The following is a 15,887-nucleotide window of genomic DNA, read 5'->3' on the forward strand; positions in this document are numbered from 1 at the left end:
TCACAGCGGCGCCGCCCCGTATCTGCGGACGGCCCAGATCAGCACCGGGCCGCCGAGGAACGCGGTCACGATGGCGACCGGCACCTCCCCGGTCGGCAGCAGGACCCGGGAACCGACGTCCGCGGCCAGCATCAGGACCGGGCCGAGCAGCGCGGCGAACGCGATCAGCCACGGGATCGACGCACCGGCCACCCGCCGCGCCAGATGCGGCACGATCAGCCCGACGAACAGGATCGGCCCGGCCAGCGCGGTGGCCGCGCCCGCCATCAGCGTGATCAGCAGCAGGGTGACCGCCCGGACGCGGGCGACGTTCGCGCCGAGGGTGTGCGCGACCGTCTCGCCGAGCGCGATGGCGTTCAGCTGACGGCTCACCGCGAACGCGCCCAGCAGGGACAGGCCGATGATGACCAGTGGCACGGTGGTCGGGGCCTGTTCGCGCCCGGCCAGCGAACCCACCGACCAGAACCGGTAGACGTCGAAGGTCTCCGGGAACAGCAGCCGCAGGCCGAGGGTGAGCCCCAGCAGCACGGCGCTCAACGCGGTCCCGGCGAGCACCAGGCGCAGCGGCGACCGGCGGCCGACCGCGTACACCAGCACCGAAGCCCCGGCCGCGCCCAGCACCGCCAGGCCCAGTTCGGCGGGCGCCGAGGCGGCGACGCCGAACGCCGAACCCACCGCGATGGCGAACCCGGCGCCCGCGGTCACGCCGAGCACCCCGGGTTCGGCCAAAGCGTTGCGGGACAAGGCCTGCACGAGCACTCCCCCGACCGCCAGTGCCGCGCCGACCCCGATCGCCAGCACCGCCCTCGGCGCCCGGATGTCCAGGACCACCGCCCGGTCACCCGGATTCCCCTCGCCCAGCAGGGCGCGCACGACCTCGCCGGGGGCGATGGCGTGCGCGCCGATGCCGACGCTCAGCACGGCGACCACGAGGAGCCCGAGCAGTGCGGCGCCGAGCAGCGCGGACCGCCCGGTGGTGGTCACTGCTTGAGCAGCGGCGCGAACGCCTGGTCGACGGCGTCCAAAGTGGACGTCGCGGCCCGGTAGGTGGCGGCCTCGGTGTAGCGGAACGGGTAGACCTTGCCCGCCTTCACCGCGGGGAGTTCCTTCCACAGCGGCGAGTCGAGGACGTACTTGACCGGCGCGGGCACCGCACCGTCGGCGCTGACCGAGTAGGTGATCGCGTCGGCCTGGGCGAACGCGGTCGACAGCTCTTCGATCGACGGGTACTCACTGACGTCCTTGGAGCCGCCGCCCTTGACCTTGACCTGGCCGTAGTAGGTGGCGCCGATGTCCTGCGCGACGTTGGTGCCCCAGGAACCGTTGAACTCGCGCTGGAAGTTGCCCTTGGCGACCTCGCCGTACGCGCCGACGTGGCCGAGCTTCAGCTGCGGCAGCACGGCCTTGTACTTCTCGGCGAGTCCCTTGGCCTTGGTCTCGTAGGCGGTCTTGATCGCGTCGAACCCGGCGGCCGCACCGGCGGCGTCGGCCTGCTTGCGGGACAGCTCACGCCACATCGACGGCACCGACGGGCCGATCGCCACGACCGGCGCGATGGCTTCGAGCCGCTTGAGGTCGATGTCGGCGAGCACCGGCTTCGGCACACCGATGACGATGAGGTCCGGATCGGCCTGCGCGATCGCCTCGTAGTTGGTCTCGGACGCGGATTCGCCCGCGACCTTCGCCAGCTCGTCGTACTTCTTGCGCTCCTGCTCGTTGAACAGCGGGATCCCGCGCTTCCAGCTGGACACCCCGACCAGCGGCGCCCCCGCTTCGAGCAGGGCGGGCACGGCGTAGCCGGTGGCGATGACCCGCTTCGGCGAGACCGGGATGGTGATCTGGCCGTTGTCGGCGGCGAACACGCGGGTCTGGCCGCCGTCGGCGGCCTTGCCGTCTTCGCCGGAACCGCAGGCGGTCGCCGCGGTGACGACGGTGAGGGCGAGCGCTATCGCTCCGGTGAGACGGCGGGTTCTGGTGGTGCGCATGGATTTCCTCGTTCTTCGGGGGTGGGTCAGTGGGAGTGGTCGTGGTCGTCGTCGAAGTCCGCGACTCCGCGTTTCCAGTAGCCGGTCACGTCGTGGTCGTCCTTGCCGAGACCGAGCTCGTTCTTGAGCCAGCGGCGCAAGGGTTTGATCTGCCCGGCTTCCCCGGCGACCCAGGCGTAGAGCCGTTGTCCCGCCGGGACTTCGATCGTCTGGACCGCGCGGGCGAGGACGTCGGAGGAGCCCGCCGGGACGTCGCCACGGTGCAGCCAGTGCACGTCGACGTCTTCGGGCGCGGACAGCTCGATCTCCTCGCTCGCGCCGGTGACCTCGATGAACGCCCAGCCCGCGGCGGTGCGGGGCAGTTCTTCGAGCCAGCGCGCGATCGCGGGCAGCGCGGTGAGGTCGCCGGCGAGCAGGTAGCGGTCGTAGGTGTGCGGCACGATCAGCCCGCCCGGCGGACCGGCGACGTGCACCGGCGTACCCGGCGTGACGGCCTGGGCCCAGCCGGAACCGAGCCCGCCGTCATGCAGCGCGACGTCGAGGTCGAGCTCCCCGGAAACCGGGTCGTAGCGGCGGACCGTGTACTCGCGCGACGTCGGCGACGGCTTCGGCCACCGCAGCATGTCGCCGTCCTGTACCGGCAGCCTCGGCTCGGGATCCAGCTCGGGGAACAGGACCTTCACGTGCTCGTCCGGGGAATGCGCCTCGAATCCGGCCGTGCCGTCCCCGCCGAGCGTGACGCGGAGCAGTCCGGAGCCGATCATCGTGGTGCGCACGACCTCGGCCCGGCGGACGCGGATCGGGTAGGGCACCTTCTCCGCGTGCTCGCCGCCGCGGACCTCGGCGATGCGTTCGAGGTGCCGGTGCCGGTGGTCGGCGCGGCTCACGGGGTGTTCCCGGACAGGATCTTCGTCCAGTGGCCCAGATTCGGCTGCTCGGCGAGGTCGGCGTACTCGAGGGTGTCCGCGCCTTCGGAGCGCCACTGCTCGACCAGGCCCATGATCCGCATCGAATCGAGGCCGAGGTCGGTCAGCTCGGTCTCCGGCGTCAGCTCGGCCGGATCGCAGCCGAGCAGTTCCGCGATGTCCGACCGGATCTTCGCTGGGGTGAGACTCATTACCGCGCTCCGGCGTGGATCGGGGCCAGCGCGGCGAGCGCGGCGGCCGTGGTGGTCAGTGCGCCGCAGCGCTGGGCGACGTACTCGCAGGCCTGGTCGTGGCGTTCGCGGGAGAAGTCCGCGACCGCGTCGCCGACCAGGAACGGCTGGATGTCGCGCATGAACGCCTCGACGGCGGTGGCCTGGCAGCCGATATGCGCGTAGACGCCGGTGATCAGCAGCTGATCGCGGCCGGCCTCGGCGAGCTGTTCGGTGAAGGTGCTGCGCTGGAACGCGCTGTAGCGCCACTTCGTCAGCACGGTGTCACCCGGTTTCGGGGCGAGTTCGCCGACGACGTCGGCGGCGGCGGGGTCGTCGTCGATGACCGCGCCGATGCCGTCGCCCCAGAACTCGGTGAGCAGCCCGCGGTCCTCGGCGGCCTGGTAGCCGGGCTGCGCCGTGTAGAACACCGGCACTCCCGCCGCGCGGGCGGCGTCGGCCAGTGCGGCGATGTTCGCGACCATCTCCGGGACCGGCGCCCCCTCGTACGGCGCGAGGAAGTACCGCTGCGCGTCGTGCACCAGCAGCGCGGCGCGGGCGGGGTCGGGTTTCCAGCCGACCCGTCCGGCGGGCAGCTCGGCCTCCGTCGGCAGGGGGTACGGCTGGATCTTGGGCAGTGACACGTTCACTTCTCCTTCGCCAGGGCGGCCAGTGCCGCCCGCAGCTCGCGTTTGCTGGTCTTTCCGACGCCGGTCACCGGGAACTGGCGCACCACTTGGACCAGATCGGGCACCTTGAACGCCGCCACCCCGCGTTCGCGCACGAACCGGCGCAGTTCCGCCGCGCCGGGTTCGGCACCGGCCGCGGGTACGACGTAGGCGCAGGTGCGCTCGCCCAGGTACGGGTCCGGCACCGCGACGACGGCGGCGTCGAGCACGCCGGGGTGGGCCATCAGGTGGTTCTCGACCTCTTCGGCGGCCACCTTCTCGCCGCCGCGGTTGATCTGCTCCTTGGCCCGGCCGACCACTTCCAGATGTCCCGACGGGTGCTGCCGCACCAGGTCGCCCGTGCGGTAGAAGCCGTCTTCGGTGAACGCGGTCCGGTTGTGCTCGGCGGCGCGGTAGTAGCCGCGGATCGTGTACGGGCCGCGGGTCAGCAGCGCGCCGACCTCCCCCGGCGCGACGACGTCGTCCGAAGTGGACAGTGGATCGCCGGGGTCCACGACGCGGATCTCGTCGTCCGGCGAGATCGGCCGTCCCTGGGTGGCGAGGACGTACTCGTCCGGATCGTCGAGCCGGGTGTAGCAGACCAGGCCCTCGGCCATGCCGAACACCTGCTGCAGACGGCAGCCCAGCGCGGGGCCGATCTTCTCCGCCAGCTCGCGGGCGCATTTGGCGCCGCCGACCAGCAGGATGTCCAAAGAGGACAGATCGCGGGTGGTCCTCACGGCGGCCTGCGCCCACGCGGCGGCCAGCGGCGGCACGAGTCCGGTGATCGTCACGCCTTCGGCCTCGATCAGCCGGAACGCGGTGTCTGCGTCCGGACGCGGCGCGAACACCGTGGCCGCGCCCGCGTGCAGCGCGCCGAGCAGGCCCGGCGAGCTGAGCGGGAAGTTGTGCGCGACCGGCAACGCGGCCAGGTACACGCTTTCCGGGCGCAGTCCGCAGATCCGCGCGCTCTCCCGGACGCTGTAGAGGTAGTCGTCGTGGGTGCGCGGGATCAGCTTGGGCAGGCCGGTGCTCCCGCCGGAGAGCTGGAGGAACGCGACACCGGCGGGATCCGGATCCGGCAGGGCGCGAGGCGTGGTCGCTTCGAGGGCGGCGAACTCATCCGTGCCGACGACGAAGACCTCTCGTACCGACGGGACTTCGGCCGCGACCGCGTGCGCCATGGCCGCGTGGTCGAACCGTTCGTGCTCGCCGACGGTCAGGATCGCCGCGGCCTCGCTCTGTTCGGCGAAATGCCGCAGCTCGCTGGCCCGGTGCGCGGGCAGCGCGAACACCGGCAGCGCGCCGGCCCGCCACAGTCCGAAGACGACCGACGCGAACTCCGGCACGTTCGGCAGTTGCACGACGATCCGGTCGCCCGCCTGGATCCCGGCTCCGGCGAACCCGGCGGCGAGCCGGTGTGCCCGCTCGTCCAGTTCGGCGAAGGTCCAGCGCGCGGTCTCGCCGATCACGGCGGGACGTTCGGCGTAGGCCTCGGCGAGACTGGTCAGCAGCGCGCCGAAGGTCTGGCCGCGCCAGTATCCCGATGCCCGGTACCGCGCGGCGGTTTCCGGCGGCCAGGGCACATGGTCGGGGTTCACGCCGCTCCCTCCAGCCCGAGCGCCCGCAGGAGCGTGCCGAACTTCGCGCCGGTTTCGGCGAGTTCGGCCTCGGGATCGGAACCGGCCACCACCCCGGCTCCGGCGAACAGCCGCACGGTCCGGTCGCGCACCTCGGCGCAGCGGATGGTGACCACCCATTCGCCGTCCCCGCTCGGATCGGTCCAGCCGACCAGCCCCGCGTAGTAGCCCCGGTCCTCCGGTTCGAGGGCCGCGATGGTGTCGCGGGCCAGCCCGGTCGGCACCCCGCAGACGGCGGGCGTGGGGTGCAGGGCTTCGGCCAGCGCGAGCGCGGACGAACCGGCGTCATCCGCGTCGGCGAGCCGTCCGCTGATCCGGGTCGACAGATGCCACATCGTGGGCGTGCCGATCACTGCGGGTTCGGCGGGTACGTCGAGGTCGGTACAGAACCGGCCCAGCACCTCGGCCACCTGCGCGGCGACATGGGCGTGTTCGGCACGGTCCTTTTCGGACTCCAGCAGCTCGCTGATCCGGCGGGCGTTCTCGGCGTCGTCCCCGGCACGCGGCCGGGATCCGGCCAGGGGATTGGCCGTGACGATCCGGCCGCGCCGGGAGACCAGCAGTTCGGGACTCGCGCCGAGCAGGGTGCGCGTCGCGGGATCGCCGGGCGCGCTGACGTCGACGGCGAAGGCGTGCGCCGCCGGGTCGGCGTGGACGAGGCGGGCCAGCAACCGCGGCACGGCGACGGGATCTCCGCCGGTGACGTCGAGACAGCGGGCCAGCACGATCTTGCGCAGGTCACCGCCGCGGATCTCGTCCAGTGCCCTGGCGACGGCGGTGGTGTAGACCTCCGGCGCGGGTCGCGGCGCCACCGACCACGTCTCGCCGAGCGGGGGCACCGGACCACTCGCCTTCGGTGGTCCTGCCCGGCGCACCACCGCGGGGACCACCAGGCTGCTCGGCGCGTCGGGCCGGAACCCGATCGCACCGGCGACTACGGGCTCCGCCACTCCCGCCACGAGGGCGGCGTCGAGGATTTCGGCGGCGGCGCGGGCACGTCCATCCGGTGCCGCGTGGACCGGCGAGTACACCCCGTCGGCGAGCAGCGAACCTCGGGCCGAGGAGTAGTAGAACGAGCCGGGCAGATATGCCGCCAGCAGATCGGCCGCCTGGTGGACCGGTCTCGGCCGGGGCGGTGCGGGTGAGGACACGACAGTATTCCCTTTCGCAAATATGCCTGACCAGGCGAGCGAGTCGACCCTAACTTCGGTTAGCCTAACCTAATCATACGGGTCCGAAAAGTCTTCGTTGCGTCATCGAGATCACCCGCGGAGCGTGGCGCCCCCGTCGACATAGAGGTTCTGCATGGTGATGTGCCGCGCGCGATCGGAGGCCAGAAACAGGACGGCGTCGGCGATGTCGGCGGGATCGGCTATCCGGCCCAGTGGTATGCCGACCCGGTATTGCTCCGGATTTCCCGCTATGACTTGGTCCGCGCCGTTCTCGTCCGTCCACAGTAGACGTTGCATCTCGGTGTCGGTCGAACCGGGCGACACGATGTTGCAGCGGATGCCGGAGCCCGCGAGTTCGAGACCGAGACAGCGGGTCAGCATCGTCGCGGCGGCCTTGGAAGCGGCGTAGGCGGCCATCCCGGTCCTCGGGACACCCGCGGCGTTCGACCCGACCGTCACCAGCACCCCGCTCCGGCGGGGCAGCATGCGGCGGGAGATCTCCCGAAGCACCGTGAACACGCCGGTGGAGTTGACCGCGAAGGTCGCCGCCCAGTCCTCGTCACTGGTCTCGCACACCGACCCCGGTTTCAGCACGCCCGCGACGGACGCCCCGATGCCGATCGGCCCGAGTTCCCGTTCGACCTCGCCGACCACCCGCGCCACGGCCGCCGGATCCCCGACGTCCGCGACGAACGGGGTCACCCCGTCACGGGAAGGCCCTTCCGCCAGGTCCACCGCCGCCACGATCGCGCCCGCCTCGGCGAGCCCGGCCACGACGGCCGCCCCGATCCCGCGCGCGCCTCCGGTGACGAGCGCGACCTTGCCCTCGATCCCTTCCACGCCACAACCACCCCACGTCTCATTGCTTAGCCTTACCTAAGCTAGCGGGACGTTCCGGGCAAAGCGAGGGACCGACACCGGTGATTCAGACCACTCAGCGCTGACCTGCCACGGGACAGGACAGCGGACCGCGTTCGGACCCGCCGCCCCGCAAGGTGATCCTCGCGGTGCCGTCGAGCGCGTCCCGCACGGTGCACACGAGCTGCTCGGTGGCGCCCACCGACAGCCCGGCGACGTCGACCGAGAGGGTCACGGTGACGCCGTCCCCCGCCGCGGTCTGGCCGAGGACCGCGGTACCGGCGGGGACTTCGGTGGTGTAGCCCTGCCGTCCTTCGTTCCCGTCCGGGCCGGCGGCGAGCAGATCGATCGTGCGCGCCAGGGTCACGCCACCGGGATGCGGGCGCTGCGGCACCCGCACCGGTTCCCCGCCGGACAGGAAGTAGAGCACCACTCCGGCGGCCGGGCCCTCCGGCGCGGGCGCCCCGAGGATCACGCCGCTGGGCCGGACACCGCATCCGGCGGCCACCGGAGCGAACAGGGCCAGGGCGACCAGGCGCGGGACGAGCCGGGGGTTTCTCATCCCGTCACCCCCTGACGCGGCAGGCGCAGCGTGAACACCGCGCCGCCGTCCGTGCCGTTCGCGGCGATCAGCGTTCCCCGGTGCAGCCGGGCGTTCTCCCAGGCGATCGCGAGACCGAGCCCGCTGCCACCGGACCGGCCTCTGGCCGAATCCGCCTTGTAGAACCGGTCGAACACGTGCGGCAGCACCTCGTCCGACAGCCCGGGTCCGCGATCCGAGACCTCCAGCGTGATCCACTCCCCCGCTTCGGAAAGCCGGAGCGTCACCGGTTTTTCCCCGTGCCGCACCGCGTTCCCGACCAGATTCGCCACGATGACGTCGAGGCGCCGCGGGTCCAGCGTGGCGAAGATCCCGGTGGGCAGGTCCTTCTCCACCTCGGCGGACCAGCCGCGGATCCGCAAACTCGCCGTGACCACTTCGGCGACGTCGACCTCCTCCGGCGCGAGAGCGGCGGCACCGGCGTCGAACCGCGACACCTCGATGAGGTCGTTCACCAGCCGGGTCAGATGGTGCGTCTCGTCGATGCTCATCCGCACCGCGCGGCCGGCGTCGCCGGACAGCCGCGGCGCCTCCTGTTCCAGCACGTCCGCGACCGCGGTCATCGCGGCCAGCGGGGTGCGCAGTTCGTGGGAGACGTCGGCGACGAAACGCCGCGCGTCGGCTTCCATCCGTTCCAGCTCCCCGACGTGACGTTGCAGTGCTTCGGCCGTCTCATTGAACGTCCGCGCGACCCCGGCCAGTTCGTCGGACCCGCGAACGCCGATCCGCGTGCGCAGGTCGCCCTCACCCAGCCGCTGCGCCGCCTGCCCCAGTTCCCGCACCGGCCGCAGGACGCCGCGCGCGGCCAGCAAGGCCAGCCCGACGGCGAAGACGAGCGCCACACCGCCGATCAGCCAGGCCCGGGTGGCGAGTTCGCCGATGCTCTGTTCCTCGGCGAGCATGTTCCGGGCGACGTAGGCTTCGATGCCCGACGCCTGCCGCTGCCCGTCCGCGAGGGTGAGGGTGAACCTGGTACCCAGCACCAGCATCGGTGTTCCCCGGACGACGACCCGTTGCCAGGCCACGTTTCCCGACCGCACCTGCTCGCGGAGTTCGGGCGTGATCAGCGATCGGAGCTGCTCGTTGCCGCTCGTCCTGTCCGCGTAAAGGACCAGGGAACTGAGGTTCCGGTCGGACAGCTCGCCGCTGATCCGGCTCAGCGTCCCGTCGCTCGGCGGCATCGGCCCGAGCGGGTACAGCGCACTGGCCTTGTCGACCAGGACGCGGGCGGTGGCGTCCTGCGCCTGCTGGAGGATCAGGGTGCGGGACAGGACATAGGTGCCGCCCGCCACCGTCGCCGCGGTGACCACGACGAGCAGGCTGAACGCCAGCAGCAGCCGGGTACGCAGACCCCAGAGCTTCACAGGGGCCCGAACCGGTAACCGAATCCGCGGACCGTCTGGACGTACACCGGCGCGGAGGAGTCGTCCTCGATCTTCGCCCGCAGCCGCTGCACGCAGGCGTCCACCACCCGGGAGTCACCGAAATAGCCGTGCTCCCACACGCTTTCCAGCAGATACTGACGGCTGAGCACCCGGCCGGCGACCTGCGACAGTTCCAGCAGCAGCCGCAGTTCGGTCGGGGCGAGGCCGACGGGCTCGCCGCCCTTGGTCACCGTCAGCCCGGCGCGGTCGATGCCGATGTCGCCGTGCTGCTCGATCCCGGGCGGCGCGGGGCCGGGGCGCGACGGCTGACCGCTGCGGCGCAGGACCGCGCGGATCCGCGCCTCGATCACCTGTGCCCTGGCGGGTTTGACCACGTAGTCGTCCGCGCCGGCGGCGAGCCCCGCCACCACGTCGATGTCGTCGTTGCGCGCGGTGAGCATGATGATCGGCAGATCACCCGCGGCCCGGATGCGGCGGCAGACCTCGAATCCGTCGAGTCCGGGCAGCATCAGGTCCAGCACGACGACGTCCGTCGTCCGCGACGAGAGCCTGGCCAGCCCTTCCTCCCCGGTGGCCACCGCGTCGACCACGAGCCCGCGGCCGCCGAGCGCCATGCTCAACCCGTCGCGCACGGCCACGTCGTCCTCGATGAGCAGCACCCTGGGCATCCCGGCGGCCGGTCCGGCGCCGGGCGGAATCCGCTCGTCCATGACTGATCATCATGCCCGCCCGGTTTCCGCGGGAGGTCCGCGGAATGTCATTGTTTCGTCACAGTGTGCTCCGTGCGGAACGGTGACATATTCGTCGGCGTCCGCGCACGTGGCCGCGATCGGGCCAGGACAAGCGGCGCCGACCGTGAACGGTATGAAGGAACTCGTTCTCGCCGCGATCACCCGCGTCCTCGCGGTACTGCTGCTGATCCCGGCGTGGCTGCGGTCCCCCGGCCACGCCCGGCGGCTCGCCTGCGGATGGGCGCTGTCGCTGCGGTTCCCGGCCGAGGACCTCGCCGGGCTCACCGGCGGGACGCGCGCCGCGTTCACCGCCGCCAGGACCGAGGCGTTCTGGCGGCACCGCACGCTGCTCGGCCTCACCTCGGGCCACCGCGACGCCGCCGAGCAGCATCGCCTCTTCCTCGACGAGGCCGCCAAGGCGGGCCCGGACCGCAAGCGGGTCCTCCCGGCCGGGGAATCCGCGCACGTCCGCGGTACCGCACTGGACATCCGGCCGCGCGAAGGTGCGCAGTGGCTGGAGGACCACGGGGCCCGCTTCGCGCTTTACCGGATCTACGACAACGAGTGGTGGCATTTCGAGTACCGGCCCGGTGAGGCACCGCCCGCGCGGCTGCCGTACCCCGGCTGGCGGGCGACCGGCCAGGCCCCCTCGCTCACGCGACCGTTTCCACGGTGACGTGCGGGGCCAGCGCCGCCAGGAAGCCCGGCGCGTCGAAGACCTCCCCCGCCGAGACGACCCCGGTCGCCTTGGTCCGCCCGTCGAGCACCCGCTGGACCGCCTCCACCACCAGCGGTGCCGTGACCGCGTAGATGTCCTGCCCGCGAGCGACGATCCGCCGCTCCTCCCCGCCGGACCGCACGACGACGTCGACCACGAACTCCTGTGAGGACGGGCCGTCCGCGGGCGGTGCGGGCGTCTCCGGCGTCACCACCTCGCGCGCCGCGTCCACCGTCATGTACGTGGTCACTTCGGGAATCGCGAGATGGCTCGGGACGGTGACGACGTCGGCCATCGTGAACTCGCCGAGCACCGCACGCGTCCCGAGCGGCGCGGGGAAGTCCCAGTCCAAGGTGGGCAGCGCGTCTTCGCGGTGCTCGATCCGCCCGCCGGAGAACCGGATCCGTTGCCCGTTCCGGCGTTCCCGCGAGACCTTGCCGGCCGCACGGGTCCCGCCCGTCGGATGCCAGCTACTCAGCGCGTAGGCGACGTGCGCCTCGTCGGCCGAGGTCCAGTCGCCCATCGCGGCGGTGACCATCAGGTCGCCGAGACCGCCGAAGAACGCCATCGCCGGGATCACCGTCGCCCCCTCGGCCCGGTCACCGAAGTGCGCGAAGGTGTCGATGTTCGCTTCGATCTCCGCGGCCACGTCCAGGTACGGCAGGCCGGCCCGCAGCGCCGCTTCGATCACCGGCGCGGCGGTGCCGGCGAACGGACCGGCGGCGTTGATCACCGCGTCCGCGCCCTCGAAGGCGCGGTCGAGCGAGGCCGGATCGTCGACCGAGGCCTGCCGGATGTCGAGGCCCTGCCAAGGCAGGCCACGCAGTTTGGCCTCGTCGCGGCCCACGGCCAGCACACCGAATCCCCGCTCGCGCAACTCCGCCACGACGAACCGGCCGGTGTGCCCGTAAGCCCCGAACACCGCGACGTCAAATCCCTTGCCCATGGGGTTCTCCTGCCCTCGTTGATCCACTGTGGACCATCCTGCCGACGGGGGCCGCCCGCCGAAAGTGTCCGGAACGCCATCATGCGTACACTTTCGGACATGACCACGGTCGCCCTCGCCGCCACGGACGGAATGCTGCAGTTCGAGCTGGCCATCGCCCAGGAGGTCTTCGGCACGGGCCTGCCGGGATTCCCCGGTTCCTGGTACGCACTGTCCGTCTGCGGCCCGGCGCCGGTGAAGGTCGGCCGGTTCCTCCTCGAACCGGACCATGACCTCGGCCGGCTCGCGCGCGCCGACACGGTCATCGTCCCCGGCTGGGCCGATCTCGACGTCGCCCCGCCCGCGGACCTCGTCGACGCCGTGCGCGCCGCCCACGAAGCGGGCGCGCGGGTCGCGTCCCTCTGCACGGGCGCGTTCGTGCTGGCCGCCGCCGGGCTCCTCGACGGCCGCCGCGCGACGACACACTGGGCGCACACCGACCTGCTCGCCGCCCGGTATCCCCTGGTGGAGGTCGATCCGGACGTGCTCTACGTGGACAACGGCAGTGTGCTCACCTCGGCGGGCAAGGCGGCGGCGATGGACCTGTGCCTGCACCTGGTCCGTTCAGATCATGGTTCGGCGGTCGCGAACACCGTCGCCCGCCGCCTGGTCGTCCCGCCCCATCGCGCGGGCGGGCAGGCCCAGTTCGTCACCGCCCCGGTGCCCGACCAGGACGATCATCCGCTCGGCGGCCTGCTCCCCTGGGTGACCGAACGGCTGGACCGGCCGCTGACCGTCGAAGACCTGGCCCGCCGCGCGAACATGAGTTCCCGCAACCTGGCGCGGCACTTCCGGTCAGCGACCGGGACGACGCCGCTGCGCTGGCTGCTGATCCAGCGCATCCGCCGCGCGCAGGAACTGCTGGAGCGCACCGACGACAGCGTCGACGCCATCGCGGAGGCCACCGGTATGGGCACCGCCACGACCCTGCGACGGCATTTCAACCGGACCGTCGGCGTACCACCGGACAGCTACCGCCGCACCTTCCGGGCCGGGTCTCGTGAGTGGTAATGACGGTTATTGAGGGGTAAGGCAAAGATGTTGTGCCCCGGTGAGCGTCCGGCCTGGCTGGCAGAAGCCGGGCCGCGGCTCCGAGAGACACTCTTCTGAAGACAAGTGTCCGGCTTGGGGCGTTTGTGTGGTTTCGCGGGGTGGTCGTGAGTGGCAAGGAGCGTTAGAACGCTCTTTGCCACTCACGACCCCGTTCAGGAACGTGCATGTAGGCATCAACCGGACGCCGAGTCGCCGCAAACTCCCCTTTGTGGACAGGTCCCGGTCTCGTGAGGGAGTCCCATGTAGGTCGCCAAGTAGTGAAGGCCTCCTTCGCTACCTTGAGGGTAGGCAAGGGGACCTTCACGGCATCGAGTCGATCACGCCCCGTTTGCCTTACCCCTCAATAGAACCGTCGGAGCGACTAGGGCACGAGCGCCTTCGCCAGTCTCCGCAGTCCTTCCGCGATCGTCTCCGGCCCGTGCGCGGCGAACGAGAGCCGCAACGCCGAGCGGTCCGGCTCCCCCACCAGGAACGCCGAGCCGGGCACGAAGGCGACGTCGTGGCGCAACGCCTCGGGCAGCAGCAGGTCGGTGTCCATCCCTTCGGGCAGCGTGACCCAGACGAACATCCCGCCGTCGGGATCGGTCCACGTGGTGCCGGGCGGGGTGATCGCGGGCAGTTCGGCCAGCATCGCGTCCCGGCGCAGGCGGTAGGTCTCGCACAATCTCCGCACGTGCGCGTCGAGATCCGCCGCGGCCAGATATTCGGCGGCGGCCGCCTGGTCGACGGTCGAGGTGTGCAGATCGCTCGCCTGCTTGAGGATCGTGACCCGGCGCAGGAGTTCCCGCGGTGCCCGGAGCCATCCCAGTCGCATCCCCGGGGCGATCACCTTCGAGAAGCTGCCGAGGTAGATGGCCCGCTCGGCGAGTTCCGGACGGGCGGAGATCGGTTCCTCGCGCTCGCCGCGATACCGCAGTTCGTGATACGGATCGTCCTCGACGAGCCAGAACCCGTGGCGTGCGATCACTTCCGCGAGCGCGCGGCGCCGTCCCGGGCTGGTCGTGCGGCCGGACGGATTCGAGAAGGTCGGGACGAGATACAGCAGCGAAGGCCGTTCCCTGGCCGCGATCTCGTCCAGCGCGGCCGGATCGATCCCCTCCGCGTCGCCGGGAACGGGCACGATCCGGGCTTCGGCGAGCTGGAAGCACTGCAACGCGGACAGATAGACCGGTTCTTCCACCAGCACGGTGGCACCGGGATCGAGCAACGCGGTACTCAGCAGCTGAAGTCCCTGCTGCGAACCGGTGGTGATCAGCAGATCGTCCACAGTGGTCGGCAGCCCGCGCCCGGCCAGCCGGTCGGCGAGCAGTCCACGCAGGCGCGGATTGCCCTCCGTCGGCGAATACTGCAGCGCGCGGCGGGCGGACTCGCCGTCGAGCGCCCGGTCGAACGCGGCGCGGAGACCGTCCACATCGAACAGTTCGGGCGCGGGGATCCCGCCGGCGAAGGAGATCACGCCGGGACGGGCGGTGAGCGCGAGCAGGTCTCGCACGGGGGAACTGGTGACGCCGTCCATACGACGGGCGAGGGGAAGGGACATGGCCGCTCCTCGGGAGAACACGGATCCAGGGAATCGACGACTCGGACCACGTTTCGGTCCGCAGGCCAGGTGATCAGCACAGTGCAGCTACCGGGGATCCGCCCGTACGAGCAAGCAACTACGGCCAGGATATCAGCCCGGGATCGGTCTAGCGCTCACCGAAGACGTTCCGTCGCACGAACGGGCTCCGGAACTTGCCGTCCGGGTCCAGTTCGTCGGCCAGCGCGCGGAAATCGGCCAGCTTCGGATAGTCCGCGGGCTGGTCGAAGAGCTTGCCCCAGTGCGGCCGGACCCCGAACGGCGCCAGGCGTTCCTCCATCACCGGAAGCAGCGCGCGGACCGCGTCCTGATCCGGCTGCCAGGTGAAGTGCAGCGCCACCCGGTCACCGCCGTGGAACGGGCTCAGCCACAGCTCGTCCCCCGCGACCGTGCGGATCTCGGAGGTGAGCAGTACGGGCGCGAGCCGGTCGCCGAGGCCGCGCATCGCCTCCATCGCGGCGACGGCGTGCCGGACGGGGACGAAGTACTCGGTCTGCAGTTCGTCGCCGACGCTGGGCGTGAAGTCCAGGCGGAAATGCGGGATCCGTTCGTGCCACGGCCCCGGCACCCCGAGCTGCCGCGTGCAGTTGTCCGCCGGGATCCCCGCCGCGTGCGCCGGATGCCGCGGCCCGTCGGCGGCCTTCGCGCCGAAGAGGTCCGCGCCCGGCCGTCCCGGTCCCTTGACCCAGACCTGGTCGATCGTGTCGCGGGCCCAGTTCGTGAACATGCTGACGCTGTAGCCCGAGTCGTGGATCTCCTCGAAGTGCTCGTACGCCGCGTCCCAGGGCAAGCCGTCGAAGACGTCCTGCCGAAGCTCGAAGGCGGGTACCAGGTCGAGGGTCAGCCGCGTCACCACGCCCAGCGCGCCGAGACCGACGACCACGCCGTCGTGACGGGAGTATGTCCTCACCTCGCCGTCGGCGGTGACCAGGTCCAAACCGGACACGGCCGAGGCGAGGCTCTGGTTGCGCCGTCCGGATCCGTGGGTCGCCGTCGCGACGGTGCCCGCCACCGTGCAATGGGGCAGCGAGGCGAGGTTGGCCAGCGCGAACCCGGCGGCGTGCACCTGGACGGCGACGTCGCCGTAGCGCGCCGCCGCCGGAACCGTGACCGTCGCGGACTCCGCGTCGACGACGGTCTCCGCGTCGAGTCCGGAGAGGTCGAGGTGAAGACCGCCCGGGCAGTCGGCGATGTCGTTGAAGCAGTGCCCGCTGCCGAGCGCCTTGACCGCGGCCGCTCCGGCGACGGCCTCCTGTACCTGTTCGACCGTGCGCGGGCGAAAGATCCGTTCCGCGGTGAAGATCTGATTTCCCGCCCAGTTCGTGTCGCGCACCCGGCCTCTTTCCCTTGCGGTGTCCGGCCGCTCAGCCTACCCAA

Annotated in this window: 16 protein-coding genes; 2 read left to right on the forward strand and 14 right to left on the reverse strand. The window is 71.5% G+C overall.

Features of this window, described 5'->3' with window-relative positions; all coding sequences use genetic code 11:
- The 11 genes from L324_RS07710 to L324_RS07760 all read right to left on the reverse strand — a co-directional run bounded on the left by L324_RS07710 (nt 1) and on the right by L324_RS07760 (nt 10,154).
- Nucleotides 1-984 carry a FecCD family ABC transporter permease gene (locus L324_RS07710; protein WP_037305336.1) on the reverse strand — a complete coding sequence of 328 codons (984 nt, stop codon included), beginning with the start codon at nt 982-984 and terminating at the stop codon, nt 1-3.
- Entirely contained in the window at nt 981-1,985 is a 1,005-nt protein-coding gene (locus tag L324_RS07715; RefSeq protein WP_037305337.1) for an ABC transporter substrate-binding protein, read from the reverse strand. Before L324_RS07715 ends, L324_RS07710 begins: the two co-directional genes overlap by 4 nt.
- Nucleotides 1,986-2,011: 26 nt before the next feature.
- Nucleotides 2,012-2,872, reverse strand: a complete 861-nt coding sequence (locus L324_RS07720; RefSeq protein ID WP_037305338.1) for a siderophore-interacting protein — start codon at nt 2,870-2,872, stop codon at nt 2,012-2,014.
- Entirely contained in the window at nt 2,869-3,102 is a 234-nt protein-coding gene (locus L324_RS07725; RefSeq protein WP_037305339.1) for a phosphopantetheine-binding protein, read from the reverse strand. The genes L324_RS07720 and L324_RS07725 overlap by 4 nt, the downstream gene beginning before the upstream one ends.
- A complete protein-coding gene (locus tag L324_RS07730) occupies nt 3,102-3,770 on the reverse strand; it encodes an isochorismatase family protein (RefSeq protein WP_037305340.1) in 669 nt (222 codons plus the stop codon). Before L324_RS07730 ends, L324_RS07725 begins: the two co-directional genes overlap by 1 nt.
- Nucleotides 3,767-5,389, reverse strand: coding sequence for a (2,3-dihydroxybenzoyl)adenylate synthase (locus tag L324_RS07735; protein ID WP_037305341.1), 1,623 nt, complete (start codon nt 5,387-5,389; stop codon nt 3,767-3,769). Before L324_RS07735 ends, L324_RS07730 begins: the two co-directional genes overlap by 4 nt.
- Nucleotides 5,386-6,579, reverse strand: coding sequence for an isochorismate synthase (locus L324_RS07740; RefSeq protein ID WP_037305342.1), 1,194 nt, complete (start codon nt 6,577-6,579; stop codon nt 5,386-5,388). Before L324_RS07740 ends, L324_RS07735 begins: the two co-directional genes overlap by 4 nt.
- Nucleotides 6,580-6,690: 111 nt before the next feature.
- Complete coding sequence (gene dhbA / locus L324_RS07745) at nt 6,691-7,440, reverse strand: 2,3-dihydro-2,3-dihydroxybenzoate dehydrogenase (RefSeq protein WP_037305343.1); 750 nt, start codon at nt 7,438-7,440, stop codon at nt 6,691-6,693.
- A 94-nt stretch (nt 7,441-7,534) separates the two neighbouring features.
- Entirely contained in the window at nt 7,535-8,020 is a 486-nt protein-coding gene (locus L324_RS07750) for a GerMN domain-containing protein (RefSeq protein WP_051173732.1), read from the reverse strand.
- A complete protein-coding gene (locus L324_RS07755; protein ID WP_037305344.1) occupies nt 8,017-9,423 on the reverse strand; it encodes an ATP-binding protein in 1,407 nt (468 codons plus the stop codon). Before L324_RS07755 ends, L324_RS07750 begins: the two co-directional genes overlap by 4 nt.
- On the reverse strand, nt 9,420-10,154 hold the full coding sequence (locus L324_RS07760; protein ID WP_037305345.1) for a response regulator: 735 nt from the start codon (nt 10,152-10,154) through the stop codon (nt 9,420-9,422). The genes L324_RS07755 and L324_RS07760 overlap by 4 nt, the downstream gene beginning before the upstream one ends.
- 154 nt (nt 10,155-10,308) lie before the next feature.
- Between L324_RS07760 and L324_RS07765 the strand changes: the two genes are divergently transcribed.
- Nucleotides 10,309-10,851: a M15 family metallopeptidase domain-containing protein gene (locus L324_RS07765; protein WP_051173757.1), complete on the forward strand. Its 543-nt coding sequence runs from the start codon at nt 10,309-10,311 to the stop codon at nt 10,849-10,851.
- Here L324_RS07765 and L324_RS07770 read toward each other — a convergent pair.
- A complete protein-coding gene (locus L324_RS07770; RefSeq protein ID WP_037305346.1) occupies nt 10,829-11,839 on the reverse strand; it encodes a saccharopine dehydrogenase family protein in 1,011 nt (336 codons plus the stop codon). The genes L324_RS07765 and L324_RS07770 overlap by 23 nt on opposite strands.
- Before the next feature lie 99 nt (nt 11,840-11,938).
- Between L324_RS07770 and L324_RS07775 the strand changes: the two genes are divergently transcribed.
- Nucleotides 11,939-12,889, forward strand: coding sequence for a helix-turn-helix domain-containing protein (locus L324_RS07775; protein ID WP_201769637.1), 951 nt, complete (start codon nt 11,939-11,941; stop codon nt 12,887-12,889).
- A 403-nt stretch (nt 12,890-13,292) separates the two neighbouring features.
- Here L324_RS07775 and L324_RS07780 read toward each other — a convergent pair whose 3' ends face one another.
- Nucleotides 13,293-14,471 (reverse strand): aminotransferase-like domain-containing protein, encoded by a 1,179-nt coding sequence (locus L324_RS07780; RefSeq protein WP_235783437.1) that lies wholly within the window; start codon nt 14,469-14,471, stop codon nt 13,293-13,295.
- A gap of 148 nt (nt 14,472-14,619) precedes the next feature.
- Complete coding sequence (locus L324_RS07785) at nt 14,620-15,843, reverse strand: FAD-binding protein (protein ID WP_037305349.1); 1,224 nt, start codon at nt 15,841-15,843, stop codon at nt 14,620-14,622.
- Nucleotides 15,844-15,887: the final 44 nt, after the last annotated feature.

Origin of the sequence: Amycolatopsis orientalis DSM 40040 = KCTC 9412 (assembly GCF_000478275.1) — a bacterium.
GTDB lineage: Bacteria > Actinomycetota > Actinomycetes > Mycobacteriales > Pseudonocardiaceae > Amycolatopsis > Amycolatopsis orientalis.